Annotated in this window: 5 protein-coding genes; 2 read left to right on the forward strand and 3 right to left on the reverse strand. The window is 71.4% G+C overall.

The window, feature by feature from the left end; all coding sequences use genetic code 11:
- Positions 1 to 255 (reverse strand): cbb3-type cytochrome c oxidase subunit I (locus VFN12_RS00665; protein WP_325116603.1); only part of this gene is annotated, 255 nt, incomplete at its 3' end.
- Positions 252 to 1,124 (reverse strand): cytochrome c oxidase subunit II, encoded by an 873-nt coding sequence (gene coxB / locus VFN12_RS00670; protein WP_325116604.1) that lies wholly within the window; start codon positions 1,122 to 1,124, stop codon positions 252 to 254. The genes VFN12_RS00665 and coxB, both read right to left, overlap by 4 nt.
- A 127-nt stretch (positions 1,125 to 1,251) precedes the next feature.
- Here coxB and VFN12_RS00675 point away from each other — a divergent pair, with 127 nt between their 5' ends.
- Positions 1,252 to 2,391, forward strand: coding sequence for a cysteine desulfurase family protein (locus VFN12_RS00675; protein WP_325116605.1), 1,140 nt, complete (start codon positions 1,252 to 1,254; stop codon positions 2,389 to 2,391).
- Complete coding sequence (locus VFN12_RS00680; RefSeq protein WP_325116606.1) at positions 2,388 to 2,624, forward strand: sulfurtransferase TusA family protein; 237 nt, start codon at positions 2,388 to 2,390, stop codon at positions 2,622 to 2,624. The genes VFN12_RS00675 and VFN12_RS00680 overlap by 4 nt, the downstream gene beginning before the upstream one ends.
- On the opposite strand, the gene VFN12_RS00685 is transcribed toward VFN12_RS00680, so the two are convergent.
- A partial coding sequence (locus tag VFN12_RS00685) for an NAD(P)/FAD-dependent oxidoreductase (protein WP_325116607.1) occupies positions 2,617 to 3,285 on the reverse strand: 669 nt, incomplete at its 5' end. The two genes, VFN12_RS00680 and VFN12_RS00685, sit on opposite strands and share 8 nt — an antisense overlap.

A 3,285-nucleotide genomic window follows, 5' to 3' on the forward strand; every position in this document is an offset into this window, starting at 1 on the left:
CAGCAGCATGATCGTGCCGTGCATCGTGAACAGCTGGTTGTAGGTCTCCTCGGCGACGACCTGCTGTCCGGGGTAGGCCAGCTCGGAGCGCATCAGCATCGCCATGAGGCCGCCGATGAGGAACCAGACGAACGAGGTGACCAGGTAGAGCTTGCCGATCAGCTTGTGGTCGGTCGTGGTCAGGATCCGCACGAGCTCCTGGCCCAGCGGCTTGCGCTCGCTGTACGTCGTCGCGCGGGCTGCTGTCGCGGTCATTCCGCGCTCCCTTCCTCGTCGAGACCGGCCTGGTCGTAGGCCTGGCCGTTACCGAGCACCGGCTCCTCCGACTCGAAGCCCTGGTCCTGCAGGTCCTGCAGATAGGCGTCGTAGTCCTCGGCGCTCACGACCTTGACGTTGAAGAGCATCCGGGAGTGGTAGACACCACACAGCTCGTAGCACTTGCCGCGGAACTCGCCGATCGTGTCGGGCGTGACCTCGAAGTGGTTGAACCGGCCGGGGACCACGTCCATCCTCATCAGGAAGGACGGGACTCCGAAGGAGTGGATCACGTCGGGGCTGTAGAGGTTGAACTGCACGGTCTGGTCGACGGGGAGGACCAGGGTCGGGATGTCGCTGCCGGTGCCGGAGGTGTAGACGTTCGTCCCCTCGCCGCCGGTCGCCTCGTTGTCGGTGTAGTTGAACGTCCAGGACCACTGCTGGCCCACGACGTTGACCTCGATGTCCTCCTGGCTGTCGGCCAGGACGGCGTTCTGGACGTTGACGGTCCAGTAGAAGAAGACGATCACCATCACGACCGGGGCGATCGTGTAGAAGATCTCGAGCGGGAGGTTGTACCGCGTCTGCACCGGGACCTCGTCGTCGTGGCGACGGCGGTAGCGCCAGACAGCCCAGAAGATCAGGCCCCAGACGATGACGCCGGTGATGAGCGCCGCGACCCAGGACCAGCGCCAGAGGCTGAAGACGTGGTCGGCCTGCTCGGTCGCCGGGTCCGGCATCGCGAAGTTCGCCCACTCGTGCTTCTGCTCCGCTGAGCAGCCGGTCAGGAACAAGAGGGCGCCAACCGCGGCGACGAGCGCCCCGCGGCGCACGAGCCCGGCCGCCCGCCGGTGGAGTTTCGGACCCACGAACGAGCCTCTCTTTTCAACGACCATGGCGATTCAAACCCTAGCCGAATCCGAGCCCGGATCTTCCGGTGGGTCGGCCCTGTGGCGCACCGCGCCACCACAGGTGCGTGTCGACTAGGTTCGACGTGTGCCACCTGCCGCGTCCGACCAGGGCGACCCGCGTGCCGCGTACCTCGACGCCGCGTCCTCCGAGCCGCTCCACCCCGCCGCACGGGAGACCCTGCTGGCCGCGCTGGACCAGGGGTACGCCGACCCCCGCCGGCTGCACCGTCCGGCCAGGTCGGCGCGGCTGCTCCTCGACAATGCCCGCGAGGTCACCGCGTCGTGCCTGGGCGTCCGCCCCGACGAGGTCACCTTCACGTCGTCGGGGACCGACGCCGTGCACCGCGGCCTGCTCGGCCTGGTGCGCGGCTCGCGTCGCGGAGAGGCCGTCGTCCACTCCGCGGTCGAGCACTCCGCCGTACTCCACGCCGTCGCCTGGGGCGCCCACGGCCAGGTCGTCGGTGTGGACGGGCTCGGCCGCGTCCGCGAGGACGACCTGGTCCGGGCGGCGACGGCCCCCGGGACGGGTGTGGTCGCCCTGCAGACGGCCAACCACGAGGTCGGGACCATCCAGCCGGTCGGCGAGCTCGAGCTCCCCGACGACGTCCCCCTCTTCACCGACGCCTGCGCCTCCATGGGCCGGCTGACCCTTCCCGGGGGGTGGTCGGCCGCCGCCGGGTCCGCCCACAAGTGGGGTGGCCCGGCCGGGGTCGGGGTCCTCCTGGTCCGCAAGGGCGCACGGTGGCGCAACCCGTTCCCCGCCGACGACCGGGTCGACGACCGGACCAGCGGGTTCGAGAACGTCCCCGCCGCGCTCGCCGCCGCGGCCGCGCTGCGGTCGGTCGTCGAGGAGCGGGCCGAGGTCAACGCCCGCCAGGCGGCGCTCGTCGACCGTCTGCGTGCCGGCGTGGCCGCGATCCCCGACGTCGAGGTCGTCGGCGACCCGGACGACCGGCTCCCCCACCTGGTGACGTTCTCCTGCCTGTACGTCGACGGGGAGGCGCTCGTCACCGAGCTGGACCGGCACGGCTACGGCGTCGCCAGTGGGTCCGCCTGCACCGCGTCGACGCTGCAGCCCAGCCATGTGCTGGCGGCGATGGGCGCGCTCACCCACGGCAACGTCAGGATCTCGCTGACGCGCGACACGACCGAGGCACAGGTGGAGCGGCTGCTCGACCTGCTGCCGGGGGTCGTGGACCGGCTCCGGGCAGGAATCGACCGATGACCGGCCCCGATCTCGAGCTCGACTGCCGTGGCCAGGTGTGTCCGATGCCGGTGATCGAGCTCGGCCGGCGGATCGGCGAGGTGGCGCTCGGCGGGGTCGTCGCCGTCGTCGCGGACGACGCGGCCGCCCGGGTCGACATTCCCGCCTGGTGCCGGATGCGGGGCCAGGAGTACGTCGGCGAGCAGGCCGCCGACGACGGCACTCCCGCCTACCTCGTGCGCCGGATCAGCTGACCTCGTCGAGGGGAACCGCCGCGTCGGCCAGCCGGGACCGGTCGACCTCACGGCCGACGATCCCCCGGATCGGGTCGATCAGGTCCCAGTCGTTGACGTGCATCGCCGCCAGCACCCGGCCATCCTGCAGCCAGAACGCGGAGAAGACCCGCGCCTCCACATCGCCCCGCAGCACCACGTCGTCGTAGCCGTCGGGACCGACGCTGCCGACGTACTCCATGCCGAGGTCGTACTGGTCGGTGAAGAAGTAGGGCAGCCGGTCGTAGGGGTCGTCGCCCCCCAGCATCACCCGCGCCGCTGCCCGGGCCTGGTGGATGGCGTTGTCCCAGTGCTCCACCCGGATCCGCCGGCGCAGGACCGGATGGGCGTGACCGGCGAGGTCGCCCGCGGCGTAGACGTAGGGGTTGGACGTCCGCAGCCACCCGTCGACGAGGACGCCGTCCTCGACCGCGAGGCCGGCGGCGCGGGCCAGGCCCACCTCGGGTTGCGCACCGATCCCGACCACCACGAGGTCGGCGGCGATGGTCGAGGCGTCGGCGAGCCGGACGACACTGGCGCCGCCCGCCCCGGCGTCGATGCCGTCGACACCCACCCCCAGCCGCAGGTCGACGCCGTGCTCGCGGTGGAGGTCGGCGAACACCCGAGCCACCTCGGGGCCCAT

It is taken from the genome of Nocardioides sp. (genome assembly GCF_035703625.1).
Taxonomy (GTDB): Bacteria; Actinomycetota; Actinomycetes; order Propionibacteriales; family Nocardioidaceae; genus Nocardioides.